This window comes from Paenibacillus baekrokdamisoli (assembly GCF_003945345.1).
In the GTDB taxonomy this organism is placed as follows: domain Bacteria; phylum Bacillota; class Bacilli; order Paenibacillales; family Paenibacillaceae; genus Paenibacillus_Z; species Paenibacillus_Z baekrokdamisoli.
The window spans coordinates 1,985,603-2,007,382 of record NZ_AP019308.1 but is presented as its reverse complement, the minus strand read 5'-3'; the positions used below and the strand labels follow the sequence as shown (position 1 = coordinate 2,007,382).

Here is a 21,780-nt window from a genome sequence, read left to right as displayed (position 1 = left end):
TTTGTGTTGAGGGATTTTGGTTTGTAAATGGTTTTAAGCATTTTAGGGAGGTCATTTAGTAATGAAATATCTGTTTTCGGTTCTGCTTGGTGCAATGAGTTATGGTATATTATCGACTATAGTTGTGAAAGCATACGGACAAGGCTTTGAATTGGGTGAAGTGGTAGGGAGTCAGCTGTTAACCGGATTTATCCTCTCATGGGCACTTGCGTTATTTATAAAACTGCGCAGCAAACGAAAAGGGAAGCCGCAAGCAGCGGTTCAAAACCTTATTGCACATAAGCTCACTTGGACACAAAGGCTTATGCTTATGGCTGCAGGAGCACCAACGGCGATAACTGGACTTTTATATTACCAATCTCTGCGATATATTCCGAACTCTTTGGCTATCGTACTGTTGTTCCAGTTCACTTGGATAGGCGTTCTTATTCATGCGATAAGTCAACGTAAACGGCCGAATGGTATCATGCTGTTGACCGTGGCCATCTTATTTGGAGGTACTTTGTTAGCAGCTGGTATTCTGGAACAAGGGCTTTCTAATTTCAATTTGCTGGGTGTTGCTTTAGGGTTGCTCTCTGCTGTGAGTTATTCTCTATTCATCATATTCAGCGGGAAGGCTGTACCTTCTGTTCATCCTGCATTTCGCAGCGCGTGGATGATCTCTGGGGCATTGCTTCTTGTATTTATATTGTTCCCTCCGCACTTCTTATTTAACGGACTTTTATGGGGGAATCTGCTTCTGTTTGGTCTTCTACTTGGTCTGTTTGGTGCTTTTATTCCACCCTTGCTATTCGCAGTCGGGGTTCCGCATATCGGAGAAGGAATGGCAGCCATTCTCGGCGCTTCCGAACTGCCAGTTGCGATTCTCCTTTCCTCTGTTGTCCTGCATGAGCAGGTGAGCATCCTGCAGTGGACTGGAGTAGTCTTAGTGCTGCTCGGTGTGGCTCTTCCAGAGCTTGTCAAGCAGTTATCTCTCAAATCACTGGCGGGAAGAAATGGTTCTAATTCTGCTTCTTAGCAGCTGCGATAATGAAGGTATAGCGAGTATAAGAAAGCCTGAGGGAGAATCAGGCTTTTTTTTCTGCCTAATAAGTGCTGTGGACATGCTATACTGGATTAAAAAAAGAAACGGGGACTCCTGATGGCCATTTACATTGCTTTGCTGCGGGGTATTAATGTTGGTGGGAAGAAGAAGATTAAGATGTCCGAATTGAAAACTGCGCTGCAGACGATGGGGCTTGCTCGGGTTCAAACCTATATTCAGAGCGGCAATGTTCTATTCGAGTCGGACGAAGGTCCAGCTTCGCTTCGCTCACGAATTGAGCAAGAAATTCTTTCCGTTTTTGACATGTCAGTGACGGTTATATTAAGGTCAGCAGAGGAGTTCGAAGCGATTATCGCGAACGATCCTTATGCTGATGTCTCTCTGTCGGAAGGGGAGAGTATTCATATCTCTGTACTTCTCGAAGCACCTTCACAGGAAGAAATCAATGTTTTGGCTCGCTATAGTGACGAAAAGGATGAATTCCATATCCATGGTTCGGAAATGTACTTTTATTTTCGTCAAAGTGTATTGGATTCCCAATTGGCAAAAAACCTTCAAAAGCTGGGCGGTACCGGGACATCGCGTAATCGGAGTACCATCATCAAGCTCGCCGCTTTAGCGGCATCAATGACCGTATAATTAAGAGAACTAAGAAGAGCCTATGATTTATGGATCTACCTAAAAATCAGTGGTGGACTATAATAAATTTTACAATGAAAAATCAAATATGTCTGATCGTGAAATAACCAAATCCAATAAAAATGGATGATGCTGTATATGAGTTTTTCATATTGTACACAGATCAACAAAATATCGAAACAATCTCTAAGACCATACAATTCCTTGAATATTCAAATGCGAATGTGTGCAAAGAACCACAACCGGATGAAACATCCAGGTAGGTGGTTCTTTTTTTATACCTCACTCTGTGACATGATAGCTCTGGGGGCGATGTTGTGTTTCGTGATTTTGAACCTATAGGTGACCGTCCGGTCTATATTCAATTGAAAGATTACATGAAACTTATAATTATAAAAGGTGCCTTACAGCCTCATCAGAAGTTGCCATCTACCCGTGAACTGGGTGTGCAGATGAAGCTTAGCCGCAATACGGTGATTTCGGCATATGCCGAACTGGAAGAAGATGGATTTATCTATGTTGTTCGGGGCAAAGGAAACTATGTGGCTGCTGTATCAGGTGGAACAGCGACTCAAGCTTGCCAAATCGATTGGCTGGAGCGGATTAATGATCATGCTCGACTGGCTGAGCAGCTCGACCTGATGAAGCACGGCATCCGTGCACAGAAGGGGACGATTTCTTTTACCAGTATTGCGCCAGACGAGACGTTGTTTGATATAGGTAATGTAAAGCGGGCGTTCATGGATCGGATGTCTGTGGAAGGTGATGTACTGCTCAACTACGGATATGCCAAGGGTTATAAGCCGCTGATGGACTTTTTGTTACGCTATATGCAGCATAAGGGAGTCGATCTGAAGGGCAAGGATATTTTGATTACCAATGGGTTCACAGAGGGCTTAGATATTGTGTTGTCGGCACTTGGAAAAAGGAGTGGCAGGGTGCTGTGTGAAAATCCGACCCATCATACAGCCATTAAGAATTTTAAGTTGCATGGATTTCAAATTACAGGCATCCCAATGGAGGATGACGGTATTAGCTTAACAGAGCTTGAGCGGGCGTTGTCCGAACAACCTTACGATTGTGCTTATTTTGTACCTTCCTATCATAATCCTACTGGGATTGTAATGTCCCCGAAGAAACGACAAGAACTGATGAGCCTAATGAACCAGTACGGGATTCCTGTCATTGAGGATGGCTTTAATGAGGAGCTACGTTACACCGGATCGCATGTATCTCCATTAATGGCAGGTGTGGGCAACGGCAATAGTGTGATTTATTTAGGAAGCTTTTCTAAGGTGCTATTTCCCGGTATGCGAGTGGGCTGGGTATTGGCGGACGCTGAACTCATTGACTATTTGGAGAGCATTAAGCGAGCGCGCACGATTCATACGTCAACATTGGACCAATCGGTTCTTTATCAATATTTGCACAATGGAAATCTGGAGAAGTACTTAAAGAAAGCACGCACGGAATATAAACGCAAATATGAGTTGACCATGCAGTGCTGCAAGGAGCATATCCCGTATGCTCAGCTTTCAGGTCATGGGGGGCTGCATCTGTTTGTCACTTTTGAGATAGGATTTGATACACGGAAGTTGTTGGAGCTTTGTTCAGAGCTGGGGGTAATTTTTACGCCGGGAGATATCTTCTTCACGGATAATCGTGGTTGTAATACGATGCGGTTGGGTTTCTCTCGTGTCACCGATGAGGATATTATCAGGGGAATTAAGATTATTGGTGATACTGCCAGACAGTTAATGAAATGAGAGGTGCAGAGATGAAGTTAGGCGTTATTATGGGAGGATTATCATCAGAGCGTGAGGTTTCACTTCAGTCGGGTAAGGAAATCATGGCGCATCTCGACCAGAATCGATATGAAGTATATCCGATAGAAATAACAAGGCGTGATGAACTGGCTGACAAAGTGAAAGGTCTTGATATGGCTTTGCTGGCTTTGCATGGCTCCTATGGTGAGGATGGTACGATTCAAGGTATGTTGGAAACATTGGGAATTGCGTATACCGGAAGCGGCGTATTGTCCAGCAGCCTGTGTATGAACAAGAATGTTTCAAAAAAGTTGCTCCGCTACGAAGGTCTTTTTACTCCAGATTGGCTGTGCTGGGGCAGTATAGGCGACTATTCAGCAGAGGCCGTAGAGAAGCTGGGTTATCCGATAGTTGTTAAGCCGAACTCAGGCGGATCAAGCATCGGAATACAGATTGTAAAGAGCAGCCAAGATTTGAGGGCGGCGGTAGAGGAAGCATTCCGGTGGGATGTAGAAGTGCTCATTGAGCAATATATCAAAGGGGAAGAATTGACTTGTTCTATTGTAGATGGGAAACTGCTGCCGATCATTGGCATCCAGAGCAAGGGCTCTGAGTGGTTTGATTACTATGCCAAGTATGAGGATGGCGGCGCAGAGGAGCAAGTAGTTCATCTGACGCCTGAGGTGGATGAGCAGGTGCGGTCCGCAGCATTGGTGAGTTACTGGACTTTGAAATGCAATGTGTATGCCCGCGTAGATATGCTGCTGAGGGATGGTATTCCCTATGTGCTGGAGATGAACACCTTGCCAGGCATGACAAGAAATAGCCTACTTCCCAAAAGCGCACAGGCAGCGGGGATGACATACAGTCAATTACTGGATGTGATCATATCTCTATCCCTTGAGAAATCTGGTGGAGAGATAGAGACAAAGAAGAAATCGACTAAGAAATCGGAGATAGGGACCAGATTGTAACAATGAATTGAAATCAGGGAGTGCTGAGTTATGGGTAAGGAGTGGATTTCTCCATTAGTGCGGGATATACCGCCATCTGGTATTCGGGCATTTTTTGATATGAATACTCAGGATATGATATCGCTTGGAGTAGGAGAGCCGGATTTTGCTACACCCGAACATATTAGAGAAGCGTGCATTCGTGCTTTGAATGAGGGCTTTACTAAATATACATCCAATGCGGGAATCATGGAGCTTCGGGAGGGAATTGCACGTTATTTGCAGCAGAGCTATGGGCTTCAATATAAACCTGACAGTGAGGTGCTTGTAACGGTGGGGACCAGTGAAGCTGTGGACTTGGCCTTGCGAACTGTCATTCGTCAAGGGGATGAGGTGCTTATTCCTGCTCCAAGCTATATTGCTTATTCACCTATCGCTCATATTAACGGAGGAAAGATTGTCACGGTAAATACCTCTGCACAGCAAGAGTTCAAGCTTACTGCTGAAGCAGTGAAGGAGAAGCTGACCTCCCGTTCAAGAGTGTTGATGTTAAACTATCCGAATAATCCGACAGGTGCAATCATGACCTATAAGGACTGGCTACCGATTGTAGAGCTGGTCAAGGCACATAACCTAATTGTTATCTCCGACGAAGTATATAGTGAATTGACATATGATCGTACACATGTCAGTATCGCATCAGTTCCAGGAATGTTGGATCGGACAATTGTAATTAATGGATTCTCCAAAGCTTTTGCTATGACAGGCTGGCGGATTGGTTACGCCTGTGGGCAAGGTGAGTTGATCGCAGCCATGTTGAAAATTCACCAGTATACAACAATGTGCGCTCCAGCGCTTGGACAGATTGCGGCTCTGGAATCGCTGCGTAACGGGTTGGGGGAGAAGGATCGGATGATTGTAGCTTATCGTGAACGTAGAGACTATTTTGTCAAAGGTTTGAGAGAGAGAGGGTTGTCTTGTCATATGCCGGAGGGGACGTTTTACGTCTTTCCTTCCATTGCAGATACCGGATTAAGCTCAGAACAGTTTGCACTTCAGTTGCTAAAAGAAACCGGAGTTGGAGTTGTTCCAGGGTCCGTGTTTGGAGAAGGCGGGGAGGGCTTTGTCCGCTGTTCCTACTCAGTTGCTCCTGAGCAGTTGAATCGGGCGCTGGAGCGGATGGGACACTTTATTCGGAAATTGCAGTCATGCCGAGCGAATGCTATGTGACGATCTGAGAACAGCCTGAAGTTGCTGTGTGAACGAGAGATTGTCCACTTGCTACGCTTCCGTGAACTACTGTCGTTGTTGTCTGTGGACGAACGTAACCGTAGAAGGACGGCATAATCGTATCAAGCTTATCAGCGTCGGCACTACTTCACACGTAATCGTGAGTGCTACAAAGCTTGTATTTTAATTGAATGCAATCGATTCCGGTTACTGTGTTGAAAGGTCAACCCCTAATTTCTAGATTGAGCCTGATTTATAGGCTCTTTTTTGGGCTCTAAATCATTATCCGTGCTTGCCAACACGAAACAAAAGCGAAGTGGACGGAATCGTTCTGAAGAAGCGATAGCGTTCGCCTTTGTCTCCTTATTTCTCCCCCTAAGGGACAGAATCAAGAAATAGGGAGACAACAGCGATCGTAAGAATGATCCGTCTGCGTAGCAGGCTTTCAACCACTTATACCGTTTTGATAATCGAAGATTCGTCCAGTAAGCGAATGCACGAGAACAGTAACTTTCGACTCTGAATCCAATAAGTGAAAGCTAACCGCATAAACAAGAACAATTCTCGAACCACTAGATAGATAATTAAGGTTGATCGTGGTGTCTTTGGCAATCACTTCTGTTCCTATCCATGCTTTTGCTTTGTTTATGGCTTGGGTACGGGTGATTGCTGCATGTAAAGGCCGATGGAAGAGAGTTTTCTCCATATTTGGATGGATTACGCCCTCTACGCGTTGAATTACGCCTACTTGGTCCAAGGTCACAATTAGGCCATCTTGCCACACGGGTGTTTTGTAGACAATATGCTGTAGGTGAACTTGAATCATCTTATCCTTCGTTTGTTCTACCTTTGTAACCTTCAAATTATGGTGAATGTCCTGAAGTCCATAAAGTGACTTATATTCCGTTAGAAATTGATGAACAATTGCATCCGAAGTGCTTCTAGAAGGTCGATTCAAAGCCCCAATCAAAGAAAAAGGGGTATTGGTTTCGTCGTTCCAGCTGATTTGTAAATTGCCTGAACTTGCTTCTGATAGCTTATTTAGCATGGTTGTTGCCTGTTTGGGTATGTAGTTTGCAGCCGCTAATGGAGCAGGCATCGACAGAAATAATATGAATAAGATGATCCAAGCTGTACATTGTCTCATGGTTTCATAACCTCCTTGTTGGATATTATGGGTAAAAAGGAAGGTCTATATTCGTATTTCTCAGCAAAAAAAGCCGCAAATAAAAAGCGGCCTTCAAGTTCAAAAATAAGAAAGTATAATTTTTCTCCATACTTTGCTTATTTTTCAGAGGGAAGAAACTTGCTTCGTCGCCAAGGACGGCGTTAGCTGTTTCTTCTTGAACCGTAAATTAATCTCTTCCAGCTTCATAAATCTTTTGTGCGAGCATTCTTGGCTCCGTCTTAGCTGTAGTCATGTGATCACCCTGACCCTTAATGAGTCGGAATAAGCCGAGGCGATTAGCCATGTGCGGGAACCAACCATAGAGATCACTGCCTTGAGGGAGCGCGTTATCTTCCGTGAGAAACAAATAGCTTCTAGGGGTGCTTAAGCTATAGAACTTTTTGAGATCAAGCTTTTCGTAGAGAGGTCCGGCCGGTTCAGGCGAGATTGCATTGTGTATTTGTTGAGCTAATTCCAGGCTAGCTAAATTGACAAACGTTTCACGGAAAAGTGGGAATGGAAGCATGATGGTATCATCTTTAGAGCTTTTTCTAAGCTGATTAAAAGCTTCTAGAGTAGAAGGAGGGAGCTCATCGGCAACACTTTGCCCGTCTTTTAGAACAAAAGCATCGAAGAACACCATCCGTTTAATGCGGTCGGGTATCTGCTGAGCAACCGTTTGGACTAAGCTGCCGCCGAAGCTATGCCCGACAAGTACGACATTTTTTAAATGATTAGTGACGATGAAGTCAGCAATAGATTTGGTAAGCATGGCATGAGTCACATTTTTGTTAGGATCAGAACCGTGTCCTGGATATTCAGGCGCATAGACCGTGTGTCCCTTTCTACGCAATTCGGCAGCTGTTCCGTTCCAAAAGCTAGCATCTGCCCAAGCGCCGTGGATGAGTACGAAGGTTAGGGGCTGCTGTTTCTCGCGGGTGTCTTCAAGATTGCCATGAACCCAAGGAGCATTGGCATGATGAGACCAAGCAGGCTGCGCATAGGGAGGATAAAAGTGCTCAAAGCGCATGTCGGAAGAAATAGCGGGGGTGTAAGCATAGGGCGATACAGAAATAGGGTACGATTGACGCACAGGTGCCGCGTAATAATAAGCGTTTGACCCATAGGGTTCGTTTCGATACATACTCATTTTCCCTTCAAATTCAGATATCACACTGTATGCCCAGCAAGTCGTATAGGTTAATGCGGAGGAAGTCCCTCCATATACTTACTGATACAGCTTCTTCTGAAATGAGGCAGAACGCCATTTCCACTATATGCGGTTTGTTTTCCCTCTTTAGAGCCCTTACAATAGAAGAGCATCACTTCACGAACATTCTGTTGGTGGTGTAAGGGGAATGTTGCAAAAGGCGGGAATCAAAGCCCTAACATGGGAAATGAGCATGATTAACGCCATTAAATAGAAGAATCTACTCTATATAAGATAGTAGAGGGAACTTTTATCAAAAACTGCCGTATGGAATAGATACAAGATAGAAAAAGAATACGAAAATCTGGATATAGATCCAACGTGTAAGGGGGTGATCCATTGTTCGAGCTTCATGATGCGCTAACAAACTTAATGTCGATATCTATAATATGCTCCTTCGCCTATTTGTATTTTTTCTGGATTCCAAGTACGACTTCTCTTGGCTGGACAGAAATCTCAACCCTGACAATCACACTTCCGAGGCTGCAAAAGCCTGCCTTAGACGTTAATTCGGGACGGCATCGGCTCTCGCGTCAAACGAAACGTAAAGAAGCGCCAGATGACGATACATCACCGTGTATTTCCCTGTTGATCGAAGACAATCAAGCTCAACAGGGAGGACGGTTATGGAAACAATGGAAGCAATGGATACACCTATCGATACAGCTGTTCAGGAAGAACAACAGGATAATACGCAATCAAATGTCCTTGCGAGTAACCTTCTAAATGGGGTAACAACGCATGGAGCTTCAAAGCCAAGTCAGTCAAAAGGTAAAAAAGCACCTCGCTTAGTTCTACTGGGACTCTCCTTCATGCTTATACTCTTGCTCACTGGATGTGGAGCGAAGGGAACCGTGAATGCAGACACCCCAGGATTCTTTAATCATTACGTCGTCTTTCCGTTTTCATGGCTAATTGAGCATTTCGCAGGCTGGTATGACGGCAGTTATGGTCTTGCCTTGATTACTATGACAGTACTGGTCCGATTAGTGCTGCTGCCCTTCATGATGTCTCAATATAAGAATCAGCAGAAAATGAAGAGAAAAATGAAAGTGATGCAGCCGGAGCTCGACGCGATAAAAGCCAAGTATAAGGATAATAAAAACGCCGATTCGATGAGCAAGCAGCAGCAGGAAACGATGGCGTTATACAGCAAGCATGGGCATAATCCGCTCAACATCGGTTGTCTGCCTATGCTGCTTCAGCTTCCGATTCTGACCGGCTTATATTACGCCATTCGGATGACGCCGGATCTAGCTCAACATACGTTCCTCTGGTTCCAGCTGGGTAAAACAGACAGCATACTGCCATTTATTGCAGCTGCCGTGTACTTGGTTCAGGCAAAAGTCACCCAAGCTGGTATGGATCCTATGAACGCTCAAAAGGGAATGGGATTCTTAGTGTATCTATCTCCAATCATGATGGGGGTATTCTCGTTCTCTGCACCTGCCGCTATCCCGCTTTATTGGAGTGTAGGTGGAGTTATCGTTGTGCTGCAGACCTTGTTGGCCAAACGACTGTATCCAGCGAGCCTTGATACAAGTGCAGATACGAGTACAGATACAAGGGAAGCGATAGAAGCACAGTCGAAGAAGCAGGCCCCTCGTAAGAAGAAAACTGTCGTAGAATCTAGTAAACGATAATCAAGCAGTTACCGCCGCTGCAAAGGGTCATTGGGAATTCCCCAATGGCTCTTTTTTTGGGCTGGCATTCGGCATTTGTCGAGTGACAAGATAATGATCCGATTACCGATGAAGTGACTTTAGCGAATAAAGAAGTAAAATGTGATACGCAATACTGATCAGTAAACAACTATAACTATCCTTTTTAAACAGTAATTAGTAATATAAAATGGTAATAGACAAAGTGCTGTTTTGTTAGCAGTAATGGTTCAATATATGAGGGCTGCAGTTAATCTTTGTCTTTGGCTTTGGCTTTTGATTAACCAGATGAAACAGATATGGATAGGACATGGTAGGGGGATAAGCATGACTTCATGGCTGCAGAAATTTGAATCGGCTGGAATTAGACCATCTCGGGAAAGTATGCGGACGTTCAGATCTTATCATGAATTTGCCTCGTCCCAAAAAAGAAAAGAAGCTTCCTGCTGTATTAACCGTTGATGAAGTACTGCGTATTTTTGCTGCATTACCTAACTTGAAGCATAAAACGATTCTGATGCTAACGTATTCATCGGGCTTACGAATCGGGAAATGGTCCGGATAAAATTGCATGATCTTGATAATGAACGATTCCTAGTCCATATTCGGCAAGGAAAAGGGAGAAAAGACCGCGTAACCGTATTGTCGCGATCGGCGTACGAGATGATTTGCTTATATATGGAGAAGGAGCGTCCTTATGATTGGCTTTTCCCTGACGCAGACCGTGATCGACACCTCACAGAAAGGAGCATCCAACGCATATTTGAACGGGCTCGCGAGACAGCAGGTATTCTCAAACCGGCAACCGTGCATACCCTCAGGCATTCTTTCGCAACTCACTTGCTTGAAGGCGGCACCGATCTACGTTACATTCAAGAGCTGCTTGGTCACGAAAGTATTAAAACAACACAAATCTATACCCATGTCAGTACGAAAGACGCTCGTCGCGTAATGAGTCCCTTGGATCGCATTCTACCGAGTAGTGGGAAGGACGCCCACAGCGGAGATTCCTCAAAATATGGACGATAAAACGACATATGTCGCAGATTTAACGTTAGGTGAAATTGCTGTAAGGGACAAAAAAATAAAAAAAATTAAAGGAGCAACAATTGAAACGTATACAATTCTTTCTATTAATATTTATTTTGATATTATCTGGATGTGGCAAGAAATACACAAATAATAATAATATTGAAGAGGTGAGCTCACTAATGGATGCAAAAGCAGACATTTTATCTATGTTTCAAGAAGCAGGACTAGAAGACTATTCAGAAACATTTCAAAGAATGATCAAGCCATCTATCCGTTTAATAACGGAGAGAGAATCAGAGAAAAAAATAGCAATTGGTCAAACAAAATTAGGGGGCCAACCAGATTTGCCTGCAAATATTGAATGGCCGTATTGGAAAGAGTACCCTATGTCATTTATTGCGCAGATCAATTTGCAAGAAATGCCTAACATTCAGACAGATAACGATATTCATCCAACTAGAGGAATCATTTATTTCTTTTATACAGCATATCCCGAAGCGATGTATGAAGAAGTCGATTTTGATAATAATCCTGAGACCTCAAAAGTTTTATTTTACGACGGAGAAATAAATAACTTAGTAAGAACTCAACCACCTAAAGAACTATCGAAAGAATTGCAGTTTAATAGTACGAGAGTTACACCACGACTTGAATGGACAATTCCCGATTCGGATTCTTTTGAAGTGTATGAAGTGCTTGGGTTATCAAAAAATGATGAAGAAAAGTACTGGAGAGTATTCCAAGAAAATTTCTCAAATAAATATATAGAAGGCTATACTTCAGAATTCCATGTAGGTATGAATAGACTTTTTGGGTATCATGATCCTGTTCAGGGTGAATATAAGGGTGAGGGTTGGAGGCTCCTTCTTCAAATAGATTCGGAAGACAGTACTAACATGGATTGGGATGATACTGGAAGAGTTTATTTTTGGATTAAAGATTTTGACTTAAAGAATTTACAATTTGATGGCGTAACCACTATACGTGAAGGGGCCTAGGGATCACGAAAGGAAATTAAAGTAGATTCAAAGATGCCAGCAATATCACCTAACACCATATTCACGCTTCGGGCCATTCGGCCCTCGGTCCGGACGGAGTGAGAGAAGCAAGATTCGGGGTAGCCAAGTCAGTATTCGGGGAAGCAGATTCAGCCGGACACACCCGCACCACCTAACCGCATCGCGGCCGTCCCTACGGGACTTAAGGTGGTGGGGCGTCGTGAATACAAGTACGTTATCAGAAAGAATTGCAATGACTTAAGGACATAAATAAAGATTGAGGTGGATCATGAGTTACGATCTCACAGTATATTTAAAAGCCTTAGATGATTCAAAAATTCAACAATGGATTAATGAAATAAAGAAGTTCGATATGGACGTTGAAATACATCCTGACTTTTCTTTTTCAAATCATTCTGGCTTTTTACCTTTTAAATTCACTGTAATTGATTGTCCAAATAAAAGATTAAACAATATCGAACTTATGTCAGGATTTGAATTATGGATCAATGATTACAAACCGACAAAAAATATAAAATCATTTTGGAAAGTATTATTTCAGAAAGAACGTAGATTAAATTCGATTGAAAGAAAACTTAAAGAATCAAGTAAGGAAATAACATTTACAGCAAGTACACAGGATAGCTTTGAATTTAGACTTGCTTGGTATTCAGCAGCCGCACTTGCAAATATATTTGATGGTGTATTATCTGATCCCCAGGAAGGGATTGAAATAGATGGGGATCAATCAATTAATTATGCATTTGAACAAGTAATAAAAGATGAAAAAGCAATAAGTGAAAATGAATGGAGAATTCATGAATTTAAGGAATGGTTGGGGTAACACATAGGAGGCAATTCCTTCTGATAACACCATGTTCACGCATCGGGCCATTCGGCCCTCGGTCCGGCAGGAGTCAGGTGTGGGTTCGGAGTAGTAATTGACAGCAGCAGGGAAGTGGAATCAGCCGGACACATCCAACTCCCTAACCGCATCGCGGCCGCCCCGTTGGGGCTTAAGGGAGTTGGACGTCGTGAACACATGAACGTTATGTGAAATCACAGTGTTATATTTAATGAAAGCATCTAAAGGAGGCCTGTATGAAGACAATTATCTATATGGTTAGGCATGGAGAATCACCATACAATGAAGGAAATGAAAGAACAAGAGGGCTTACCCCAAAAGGAAAGATCGATATTGAAAAAGTAATGAAGTTACTTATAGGTGAAGGAATAGACATGATTATATCAAGTCCTTATGCTCGAGCAATTCTTAGTGTTGAGGGATTGGCCGAGCACTTAAAGTTAGATATAAAAGTATTTGAAGATCTTAGAGAACGCCATTTTGCATCTTATATTATTGAAAATGCAGAGTTAATGTCTAGTATCAGAGAGAGTTTTAATGACCCTGATTATACCTTGCCGGGAGGAGAATCTAATGCTGATTGTCAGAAAAGAGCAATCTCAGTTCTAAAACCCATATTAAAAGAGCACAGAGGGAAGAAAATAGCAATCGGGACTCATGGTCTTGTAATGACTTTGATGATGAATCATTTTGATCCAGCTTTTGGCTTGGAGTTTTTGAATCAATTAAAGAAACCAGATATCTATAAAATGCAATTCGAGGACTTAGAATTAGAAGAAGTAACAAGAATGTGGAATGATTAGAATTTATAAGGTTTATCGAAGAGGACTGTGACATCACATAACAGAGTATTCACGCATCGGGCCATTCGGCCCTCGGTCCGGCAGAGGCATTTCAGGGAAGTTGAAGCAGCCGGACACATCGATCCCCCTAAGATAAGAGCTATCTAAGGGGGATCGACGTCGTGAATACAAAAACGTTAGGCGAAATGCCGGAGCAATTTTTCAATTCAAGCTTATTAACTAAATGATTTTTCATAAATAGGGGGGATCTGAATGCTTGACTCAAACAAACAAATCACATTTAGTGGCTCTGAATTAATAGAAGTACTGAAGGAAATTGAAGTTATTCTTCAATCACTTCATAGGATGGGATCCTATTATGGTGTGAAGTTTCAAGAAAATGGGGAAGACAAATTTAGAGCAGAATATGAGAAGGAAACTACTCGATTTATAGATGAATGGGGAATTACCCAAAAAATTGCAAATATAAGAAAGATCTTATCTGATAAATTTGATAGAACTTTAGATGCTGATGATATGGACGATTTAGAGAGAGCAATGGAAGGGCTAAAATTCTGGACCAAACCTGCTGATGAACTCGAAACAGAGTGATTAATAATTTGAAAGTCATTCAAGTGGCACTTCGCCTAACACCATATTCACGCTTCGGGCCATTCGGCCCTCGGTCCGGCAGAAGTTAGAAGTGGGATCGGAGAAGGATTTTCAGAAGCGAGGAAGTGGAATCAGCCGGACACACCCGCACCACCTAACCGCATCGCGGCCGTCCCTTCGGGACTTAAGGTGGTGGGGCGTCGTGAATACAACAACGTTAGGCGAAATTAAAATTAGGAGCTTAAGAGATGACTAAAAACGCTAAAGATCAAATTGATCTTAACATGACTTATGCAGTTCATTCCAATCGTTGGAAAACGATCAATAGTCATAGAAATGTAAACTAAAACCCGGAAAATCCCTTGACTTTTTGGAATCACCCCGATAATCACGAAGAATACCTTTTCTACTGGGTATACCTTCGAGATAATAGGTGATTTTCGTGAAACAAACCCTTGAAAATCCACGATTTCGTAAGCTTTCACAAGGCGAATGCGCGGGAGCGCCGGTCTTGCGATCACTTTGGGAAAAGTTCGACTTTTCTTTGCTCTTGATGCAAGCTGGGATATTCAAACGAAGCGGAGCTCCTTCATGGATGCTTTGCTTTATGTACATCATCGGATTGATCTCTGGATGCTCATCGGTTGTACAAATGAGCGAACTGGCTGGGAAAGATGCTCTACTTGAACTCATGTTTAAACCCTACAAACTCGCACAATACACGCTCAGCCGGTTCTTCACAGTTCCCCATGCATGGCTGACGTTTGGGAAAAAACGGGTTGCCAGGCTTCAGGAAGAACGGGAAACCGCGCTTCAAGAAGGCGATATTATTAATCTCGACGATACACATAGCGCCCATCCCTATGCAAAGAAACTGCCATTCCTGTGCTGGCTCAGGGACTCTTCATCCAAATCCTATAGCTGGTGCATGAACCTCGTTGTCCTTCAGGCCGTGCTCCGAAACGGACTCGAATATCCGTTGTTCTACCGCGTTTGGCGCAAAATGTCTGACGAGGAAACCGGCTTGACCAAGTTTGATTTAGCCAGACAAATGCTGCTCATGCTTCGCGAGTCGGTCACTTGCCGCCTCTGGGTAGCGATGGACCGATGGTATTTATGCAAAGACTTTTTCGTTTTCTTGCAAGAGCATTCCTTTGACTGGGTAACTAAAGCTAAGCGCAATACTGCACTGCATCGAAAGATTACAGTCCCCGGACGTCGTGATCGGTATGTACCTGTTACGGCGCGACAGCTTATTCAGGATACATACAAGCGCTTATCTACATCCAGCAAGAAGGGAATCTTCGCCATTTCAGTATCTGATATTTATATGAAAATACCTTATCTTGCTGAAGGGCGGAAAGGGCAACTTGTAACGAAACAACGCTTCGTTCCCCTTGCTGCCGTTGTCGCTATGCGGCTTAAAGAAGACGAGGAAAGCGTTGATGTGAAGGAAGATTCACCAGATGAACCGGCAACCTACAAAGGAGCCTACTTGATCATTAGCAACCGACATGATGCGCCAGATAAGGCGCTTGAAGTGTACGGAAAGCGTTGGCGTATAGAGGTGTTTTTCCGCGCGGCCAAACAAGAACTTGGCTTTGAAAAGTGCCACTCTACATCCGAAGCACATCAGCACGCGCACATGGAGTTACTTTTTGCTGCGGAGACGCTACTTGCCTATGCGTTATGGCAAGTAAACAAAGAAAAAACGAGTGATGAGAGCCACACCCACGGCGAAATGGTTCGCGGTCTCTTCCACACTCGTTGCCAGGTTCGCACAAGAAACCACAAGGGTTTAAAGCGAATCTACATCGATTTTGACATAGAGGCACGCCGTTTTGCAAGCCTTATTTCCGCATATTGGCCCAAAAATCTCTCCATGACCATGTGGCCGGTGCATTCAAGCATAGATTCTCACAATTACCGATTAATCTCATGAACTGCATAAGTCATGATCTTAACTTTTCAGTTCCAGATACTGGAACTCATTCATCATATAAATACTATGCGTCCATCAAGAAAGATTTAGATCTATTTTTCTTTATATTAAATACAATCATGATATCTGATTATATTCCTTATCACGCAAGAATGACTTTAGAAGTCATTGACGGAAAAGCAAATGAAGAAGATTTCATCAAAAGCCCAGAGGAATTACTAAAGAAGAATCCTGGTAAAAATGTGAAAAAATTAAGAAAACATTCTCAGGAATTATTAGAAATGATACTAAGTAGAGTAGTTGATAACTTTCAGGTTTACATTGTGTCATTAATAAGAGAGGTCTTGGTTGTCAAACCAGAAATACTTCATAATAAGCAACCGAGCATTTCAATAGAGCAAGTACTCAAATCTGATTCAATTGAAGCATTATTACAAGAAGTAATTGAAAGCAAGATTTCAAGTCTAGCTAATAAAGGGTTTGGAAATATTGAAGAGTGGTGTTTACAAAATGGAATACCATTAGTTGTCGATAACGATAGAAAAGAAAAAATCGTAGAATTCATAGCCTTAAGGAATATCATTGTTCATAATCGTTGTATTGTCGATGATAAGTTTCTTAAAGCTGTTCCAAGGAGTAAGTATCAACAAGGAGCAATAAGAGAATTAGAAGTTGATGACTTATATGATGTTGTAAATACTCTGGGCACAATAGTAACCAATACAGATGAAAGCACAATTCAAAAATATTGTTTAAATAGAAATTTAATAAATTCAGATAGCAAATTCAGAGTAGAATTTTAACTTCGCCTAACACCATGTTCACGCTTCGGGGCCTTCGCCCCTCGGTCCGGCTGAAGTTAGATGAGGATTCGGAGAAGTAATTGGCAGAAGCAGGGTAGTAGATTCAGCCGGACACATCCGCACCGACTAACCGCATCGCGGCCGGCGACTACGTCGCCTTAAGTCGGTGGGACGTCGTGAACACATTAACGTTATAAGAAATTGGCGCAAATCTAATAAAATATAAAATCTAAAATCAAGGGACAGATAAAACCATGGACATAGATCTAATACTCTTTTTTGTAGTTCTTCTTGTTATTATAATTGTCATTCTTGTATTTGCAATGAATTACAAAAGTTTTGGATCCAAATATAATCGGTCATATGTCACAGAAATTAGTATTAAAGAAATAAAAGCGTATTATTTTAAGAAGCAATATTGTAAGGAATGTAATCAAAGGTTAGTTAGAGCTAAAGAAAAGGAGTTCATAGTAGAAGGCTGGGATAGTATTAATGGGACACATTTTTACGGAAAGAAGTATAGAGTAATAATTTTTCTTAAATGTCCAATATGTATGAAGAAGTACAAATTAGAAGATTTATAATGAGAACTTGATTAAGCAACTCGAAGAAGGCGCCAACATCTTATAACACCGTATTCACGCTGCGGGCTGACGCCTTTGGTCCGGACCGAGGTTGAAGTGATGAGGGTAAATTCAGCCGGACAACCACTGCGAGCCTAAGTCTGACGACCCGTTCGCTATCGCTCACTTAAGGCTCTCGGGTTCGTGAACACAAGAACGTTATGCGAAATGCAGAATACCTTGATGAAAGGAGTTTTTACAATCTATGGATTGGTCAAAACTACGGGTATTAATTCGAGATTTTATTACTCCTGAATTGAGAAAAAGAATTGATATTCATGTGACTAGATATCATGAAGCTCATGATGGATATGGTGAAGCGTGGGTAACTCTAGATGGAGAGAAGATATTTGGAGGCGGATATTACCACTGGTATATGAATCCTCTACCAGAAGATATTTCACTTCACTCGCTTCAACATGGATACCATGAGGATTTTTACAGACCTAATATTCAATCAGAGAATGTTAAAAGAATAATGAATACCGGCCTCCATGAAACAAGCCATATAACAAGGAATCTAAAGAATTATCTAAATACCCCTTTCTCAGAGATATTAACTTCAAATAACCCTATCTATAAAGCCTTCGGATTAATTGATAAGAGACTTGGAAAAAGACGATTTAAAGATATTGAAATAAAAGAAATAGAACATCCATTAGTAAAGCAGTTTTATGAATTAAGGAAAGAACTATTTGATAGATGATCCATGAAGTACTGCACTTCGCATAACAACATATTCACGCATCGGGCCATCCGGCCCTCGGTCCGGCAGAGGGAATTCGGGGAAGCGGAAGCAGCCGGACAACCCTGCACTGGCTAAGTCCGTCGGACCCGGGGCATTCGCCCCTTAAGCCAGTGAGGGTTCGTGAATACAAGAACGTTAGCTGAAATAACTGCAAGACTTTATTAATAATAATCAATGGGAGAGATGATGATGAAAACCAATCAAATCGAAATCGTTACATTAGAAACAAAGTATTTTATCGGAGTTCCGGTGACAAATGTATTCCAAAGATTTGATTCAGAAAGAATGATAGAAACAAACCAGCTTTTTCTTGCAAGAAGGAATGAAATTAAAGGAACTATCAATGAGCAAGAATATGTATGTCCTCATTTTGCTAATGATATATTGTTTACATATATTTATTGTGTGGAAGTTACAGAAATTAAGGATATTCCGAATGGAATGATTGGATTCCACGTACCGAGTCAACGATATGTCAAGGTGAGATCAGCAGATCAAGATCCATATGCACTAAGCAAGGAATACTTGAAAGAAAATGGTCTTGAGAATAACACAAGATCACTAGCACTAGAAGTATTTAGATTTGGAGAAGAACAGCACTTCAATAATGCAGATATCTATATACCAATAGTAGAAAGGAATTTGTAGGTTATACAGGGAGGCAGTTACTTCTGCTAACACCATATTCACACATCGGGCCAATCGGCCCTCGGTCCGCCCGAGGCATTTCGAGGAAGCTGGATCAGGCGGACACATCGATCTCCCTAAGATAAGAGCTATCTAAGGGAGATCGACGTCGTGAATACAAGAACGTTATCAGAAATCCCCGCAAATAATATTAGGTGAGTGATCTCGATGAAGAGATTATTTTTTCTATTGATATTGATTCTTTCAATTGTTGGTTGCTCAGATTCTCAAGTATATCCGAAGGACTTTAATTTTACATTTGAATATGGGAGTTTTTATAATAATATACTAAATACTTTTGAAGGAACTTATACTAAGGATCTTGTAATGAATGGTGCAATTACAACCGAACTTAATTTGACGGAAAAAGAGAAGAAACAAATTTATAAATTGATGAAGGATATTAATTTGTTTAATTATCTAAATGAAATAGAAGGATTGGTTATGGAGCCGACTTCAGGATATAGATTCGAAATACAGTATAATGGCAAGAAAAAAATAATTAATTGGAAGGGAGAATTTACTGATCGGTTACGCGATAAGGAATTTATAAAAATGACAACAACAATCATTGAAATTATTCAATCAAAAGAAGCTTATAAATTACTTCCTCCTATACAAGGTAGTTATGAATAATAATAATAAAATATGAATAGCAATCCTTCGAAGGCGGGGACATCTTATAACACCATATTCGCGTTGCGGGCCATTCGGCCCTTGATCTGCCAGAGGAATTTTCGAGGAAGATAAGTCAGGCAGATACATCCATTCCCCTAAGATAAGAGCTATCTAAGGGGAATGGACGTCGCGAATACACGAACGTTATATGACATCGCTGAGATGATAATGAAAGGAATGAATAAGAATGAGTGAATTCACTTCGGGCCAATTATTGATGGCATCTCAAAAAGAAGCAATACGAAAACATGCAGTACCTGGATCTCTTATTAAGGTCTTAGACGAGAAATGGGTGGCGTACTTAACTCATGATGATAATTATTTAGAGTATCAAGATGCCCCTGATTACATATACCAACTATCTAATGATGCACCAGTGCTTTATTTTACTAATTTTAGCGATCACTTTTGGGGATACAGGATCTTTTCTAATGGTCAAGAAATCGCATATTTACGGATTTCATATGAATTGCCTGGAGAAATAATTCATGAAATACTTCAAGAACGCTATCCAGATAAAGAGATATTCGAATTATACGACGATGATTTGCAAGAAGAGATCTCAAAAGAAGTTTTTGAGAACGGTATACTTGATGATGCGATTGAACAATTGTTTGATGAATGTAACGTGTCAGCATTTAAACTGTTTGACATAACTAATGAGCAGATTGAGAAATTAAGATTAATTCTTAATCCAACATATTATAGAGAACATAAGAAATTATTTAATCTAGTTGATGAATTTAAAGAAATAGTAGGGATTAATGAGATGTCATGGATAAGGCATGAAAGAGTAGAAGAGAAAGAAGATTACGAAGAAATGTTTTAAGTAACTCATAGAAGCCAGCGACGTCATATAACACCGTATTCACGCTTCGGGCATTAGCCCTCGGTCCGGACCGAAGTAGAAGTGCCGAGGGTGGAATCAGCCGGACAACCACTGCGAGCCTAAGTCTGGCGACCCGTTCGCTAACGCTCACTTAAGGCTCTCGGGTTCGTGAATACAAGAACGTTATCTGAAATATCAAGCAGTGCTTTTATTAAGATCTAAACCGGAGGAGATTAAATGAGAATATTAGTTATCTCCGATGAAGAATCAAAATACATATGGGATCATTTTGAACCCAAGAAGTTTAAGGACATCAACATAATTATTTCTTGCGGTGATCTTAAAGCAGAATATCTATCTTTTCTAGTGAGCATGATTAACGCTCCTTTATTTTATGTTCATGGAAATCATGATACTAAATACAAATCAGATCCACCTGAAGGGTGCGAAAGCATTGAAGATAGAATAGTTACTTATAATGGAATTCGCATATTGGGACTTGGTGGTAGTTACCGCTACAGCCCCGGAGAATATCAATTTTCAGAAAGACAAATGAGTTGGAGAATAACTAAACTTAAGCTAAGGCTATGGCTAAGTAATGGCGTAGATATTTTAGTGACACACGCCCCAGCTTACAGAATTGGAGACGGTGATGATTTATGTCATAGAGGATTTGAATGCTTTATAGAATTTATGAACCAATATAATCCTAGATATTTGTTACATGGCCATCAACATTTGAACTATGGAAGAAACCAAAGAATACATCATTATAAGAAGACAGAGATAATAAATGCTTTTGGATACCATATTATAGAGATTTAGAAGTCGGGTTCAAGGTGGGCTTGATACTTCAGATAACACCATATTTGCGCTGCGGGCCATACGGCCCTTGATCTGCCAGAAGTATTCTCGAGGAAGAAGGGTTCAGGCAGATACATCCATTCCCCTAAGATAAGAGCTATCTGAGGGGAATGGACGTCGCGAATACAAGAACGTTATTCGAAACCTTCGAGAATGGTTAAAACCCAATGCAAATGAAGTGTCGTTAGGTGATCGATTTAGGGAACTGATCGAAGCCTGCGGCGCTTTATTTGTATATCAAGAATATAGTGTCAGAGGAATTAGAATAGGATACAATACCATATAAAGGAAGATGGATAGACCTTAATAAGAACGATTTAAAGGAAATGAAAGACAAATACAGTTTTAAAGACAAGGGGCCCGAATAAAGATAGAGATGATTAAACCATAATCCATAATGAGTTGGAGATGAGGATATAAATAGAGGCGATGTTAAGGACTCATAGAGATCTAGAACAATATGAAGATCTAAGGGAATTTGTTGAGAGAATGGTTGAAAGAAAAGAAATGAAGGACAGAAGTTGAAAGATGAAAGAGAAGAAGACCAGACATTTTGAGAGACTTTGAAGAAGTATGAAAGTAACTCGAGATGACGAAGGCTTCGGATAACACCATATTCACGCATCGGGCCATCCGGCCCTTGGT

At 41.5% G+C, this 21,780-nt stretch carries 22 protein-coding genes and 1 pseudogene; 21 read left to right on the top strand and 2 right to left on the bottom strand.

Going from position 1 to position 21,780, the window contains the following annotated elements:
- The first annotated feature begins 61 nt into the window (after nucleotides 1-61).
- The 6 genes and pseudogenes from EKN16_RS08870 to EKN16_RS33875 all read left to right on the top strand — a co-directional run.
- Entirely contained in the window at nucleotides 62-1,018 is a 957-nt protein-coding gene (locus EKN16_RS08870; RefSeq protein ID WP_125655537.1) for an EamA family transporter, read from the top strand.
- 123 nt (nucleotides 1,019-1,141) lie between these two features.
- Nucleotides 1,142-1,684, top strand: coding sequence for a DUF1697 domain-containing protein (locus EKN16_RS08865; protein ID WP_125655535.1), 543 nt, complete (start codon nucleotides 1,142-1,144; stop codon nucleotides 1,682-1,684).
- A gap of 317 nt (nucleotides 1,685-2,001) precedes the next feature.
- Complete coding sequence (gene pdxR / locus EKN16_RS08860) at nucleotides 2,002-3,450, top strand: MocR-like pyridoxine biosynthesis transcription factor PdxR (RefSeq protein WP_125655533.1); 1,449 nt, start codon at nucleotides 2,002-2,004, stop codon at nucleotides 3,448-3,450.
- A gap of 11 nt (nucleotides 3,451-3,461) precedes the next feature.
- Entirely contained in the window at nucleotides 3,462-4,424 is a 963-nt protein-coding gene (locus EKN16_RS08855) for a D-alanine--D-alanine ligase (RefSeq protein ID WP_125655531.1), read from the top strand.
- 30 nt (nucleotides 4,425-4,454) lie between these two features.
- Complete coding sequence (locus EKN16_RS08850; protein WP_125655529.1) at nucleotides 4,455-5,633, top strand: aminotransferase class I/II-fold pyridoxal phosphate-dependent enzyme; 1,179 nt, start codon at nucleotides 4,455-4,457, stop codon at nucleotides 5,631-5,633.
- Nucleotides 5,634-5,694: 61 nt separating this feature from the next.
- Nucleotides 5,695-5,852 (top strand): annotated as a pseudogene (locus EKN16_RS33875) (ISL3 family transposase); the annotation flags it as partial.
- A 226-nt stretch (nucleotides 5,853-6,078) separates the two neighbouring features.
- Here EKN16_RS33875 and EKN16_RS08840 read toward each other — a convergent pair.
- Nucleotides 6,079-6,780 carry a hypothetical protein gene (locus EKN16_RS08840; RefSeq protein WP_125655527.1) on the bottom strand — a complete coding sequence of 234 codons (702 nt, stop codon included), beginning with the start codon at nucleotides 6,778-6,780 and terminating at the stop codon, nucleotides 6,079-6,081.
- Between the two features lie 208 nt (nucleotides 6,781-6,988).
- A complete protein-coding gene (locus EKN16_RS08835; RefSeq protein ID WP_232016314.1) occupies nucleotides 6,989-7,945 on the bottom strand; it encodes an alpha/beta hydrolase in 957 nt (318 codons plus the stop codon).
- A gap of 878 nt (nucleotides 7,946-8,823) precedes the next feature.
- Between EKN16_RS08835 and yidC the strand changes: the two genes are divergently transcribed.
- The 15 genes from yidC (at nucleotide 8,824) to EKN16_RS08765 (ending at nucleotide 21,096) form a co-directional block, all read left to right on the top strand.
- Nucleotides 8,824-9,654, top strand: a complete 831-nt coding sequence (gene yidC / locus EKN16_RS08830; RefSeq protein ID WP_179955617.1) for a membrane protein insertase YidC — start codon at nucleotides 8,824-8,826, stop codon at nucleotides 9,652-9,654.
- A gap of 424 nt (nucleotides 9,655-10,078) precedes the next feature.
- Nucleotides 10,079-10,237 carry a site-specific integrase gene (locus EKN16_RS08825; RefSeq protein WP_221226858.1) on the top strand — a complete coding sequence of 53 codons (159 nt, stop codon included), beginning with the start codon at nucleotides 10,079-10,081 and terminating at the stop codon, nucleotides 10,235-10,237.
- The gene (locus EKN16_RS08820) at nucleotides 10,225-10,701 is read left to right on the top strand and encodes a tyrosine-type recombinase/integrase (RefSeq protein WP_125655523.1); all 477 of its coding nucleotides are present in this window, start codon (nucleotides 10,225-10,227) and stop codon (nucleotides 10,699-10,701) included. The genes EKN16_RS08825 and EKN16_RS08820 overlap by 13 nt, the downstream gene beginning before the upstream one ends.
- A complete protein-coding gene (locus tag EKN16_RS32155) occupies nucleotides 10,691-10,855 on the top strand; it encodes a hypothetical protein (RefSeq protein ID WP_164522736.1) in 165 nt (54 codons plus the stop codon). Before EKN16_RS08820 ends, EKN16_RS32155 begins: the two co-directional genes overlap by 11 nt.
- A 28-nt stretch (nucleotides 10,856-10,883) precedes the next feature.
- Complete coding sequence (locus EKN16_RS08815; protein ID WP_125655521.1) at nucleotides 10,884-11,702, top strand: YwqG family protein; 819 nt, start codon at nucleotides 10,884-10,886, stop codon at nucleotides 11,700-11,702.
- A 289-nt stretch (nucleotides 11,703-11,991) separates the two neighbouring features.
- The gene (locus EKN16_RS08810; protein ID WP_125655519.1) at nucleotides 11,992-12,546 is read left to right on the top strand and encodes a hypothetical protein; all 555 of its coding nucleotides are present in this window, start codon (nucleotides 11,992-11,994) and stop codon (nucleotides 12,544-12,546) included.
- Nucleotides 12,547-12,803: 257 nt separating this feature from the next.
- The gene (locus EKN16_RS08805) at nucleotides 12,804-13,370 is read left to right on the top strand and encodes a histidine phosphatase family protein (protein ID WP_125655517.1); all 567 of its coding nucleotides are present in this window, start codon (nucleotides 12,804-12,806) and stop codon (nucleotides 13,368-13,370) included.
- Nucleotides 13,371-13,622: 252 nt separating this feature from the next.
- On the top strand, nucleotides 13,623-13,961 hold the full coding sequence (locus EKN16_RS08800; RefSeq protein WP_125655515.1) for a hypothetical protein: 339 nt from the start codon (nucleotides 13,623-13,625) through the stop codon (nucleotides 13,959-13,961).
- Nucleotides 13,962-14,403: 442 nt separating this feature from the next.
- Nucleotides 14,404-15,903: a transposase gene (locus tag EKN16_RS33630; RefSeq protein ID WP_375782107.1), complete on the top strand. Its 1,500-nt coding sequence runs from the start codon at nucleotides 14,404-14,406 to the stop codon at nucleotides 15,901-15,903.
- Nucleotides 15,904-16,022: 119 nt separating this feature from the next.
- Complete coding sequence (locus EKN16_RS08790) at nucleotides 16,023-16,706, top strand: hypothetical protein (RefSeq protein ID WP_164522735.1); 684 nt, start codon at nucleotides 16,023-16,025, stop codon at nucleotides 16,704-16,706.
- 828 nt (nucleotides 16,707-17,534) lie between these two features.
- Nucleotides 17,535-18,035, top strand: a complete 501-nt coding sequence (locus EKN16_RS08785; RefSeq protein ID WP_125655511.1) for an SF0329 family protein — start codon at nucleotides 17,535-17,537, stop codon at nucleotides 18,033-18,035.
- A 216-nt stretch (nucleotides 18,036-18,251) separates the two neighbouring features.
- Nucleotides 18,252-18,725: a GyrI-like domain-containing protein gene (locus EKN16_RS08780; protein WP_125655509.1), complete on the top strand. Its 474-nt coding sequence runs from the start codon at nucleotides 18,252-18,254 to the stop codon at nucleotides 18,723-18,725.
- 207 nt (nucleotides 18,726-18,932) lie between these two features.
- Nucleotides 18,933-19,400 (top strand): hypothetical protein, encoded by a 468-nt coding sequence (locus tag EKN16_RS08775; RefSeq protein WP_125655507.1) that lies wholly within the window; start codon nucleotides 18,933-18,935, stop codon nucleotides 19,398-19,400.
- Between the two features lie 229 nt (nucleotides 19,401-19,629).
- Nucleotides 19,630-20,271: a hypothetical protein gene (locus EKN16_RS08770; RefSeq protein WP_125655505.1), complete on the top strand. Its 642-nt coding sequence runs from the start codon at nucleotides 19,630-19,632 to the stop codon at nucleotides 20,269-20,271.
- Nucleotides 20,272-20,508: 237 nt separating this feature from the next.
- Nucleotides 20,509-21,096 (top strand): metallophosphoesterase family protein, encoded by a 588-nt coding sequence (locus EKN16_RS08765; protein ID WP_125655471.1) that lies wholly within the window; start codon nucleotides 20,509-20,511, stop codon nucleotides 21,094-21,096.
- The last annotated feature ends 684 nt before the right edge of the window (nucleotides 21,097-21,780 follow it).